Here is a 736-nt window from a genome sequence, read left to right on the forward strand (position 1 = left end):
GAGCGCTTTGCATGTGAACAAGGCGCGGAGCCGGTGGCAGAGGAAGTACCTGAAGCTGCTCCGAATGAGCCAGCTCCACAAACTCCTTCAACAGATCAGCAAACAGCTGAAGAAGGAGCAAAAATCGTTGACCAGATCGCTTCAGCTGAGGGCGACATTACAGACGATGAATTTGAGATGTTGTTGGATGCGCTTGATGGCCCAACTTCAGCTCCAGCTCAAGAGACACCCGCCTCAACAAATGATGCTGCTCCATCACAAGATGCGTCTCCAGCAGGTGAGTCTGATATTTCTGATGAAGAATTTGAAAGCCTCATAGGTGAGCTGCAAGAGCATAAAGTCGCGGATGCGCCAAGTAAGTCTCCGATTCCTTCAGAGCCAAAAGCAAATACGGCATCAGATGCTAGTGCTTCTGATGAAATCACCGATGACGAATTCGAAAAACTTCTTGATGAGCTTCATGGCGAAGGGAAGTTTGATCCTGCGAGCTCAGCAGCTTCTGATACTCCCGCAGCGAGTGCTGAACCTGAAAAACCTGAGACCAAAGAATTTGAGGCTTCTATATCATCAAATTCGGACATGATTACTGATGACGAGTTTGAAAAATTACTTGATGATTTGCATGGCCAAGGTAAAGGGCCTGCAAGTGAAGCGCCTCAAGCGAATAAGTCTCAGACAACGCCGCCTCCGAGTCCGTCTTCTGTTTCAACACCGGAAGATAAGGAAGTTAGACAGT

General features: G+C 48.1%; 1 pseudogene. It reads left to right on the plus strand.

What is annotated here, in order from left to right:
• Positions 1 to 33 precede the first annotated feature (33 nt).
• Positions 34 to 736 (plus strand): annotated as a pseudogene (locus tag A3738_RS26940) (chemotaxis protein CheA); the annotation flags it as partial.

The organism is Oleiphilus sp. HI0066, from assembly GCF_001635725.1.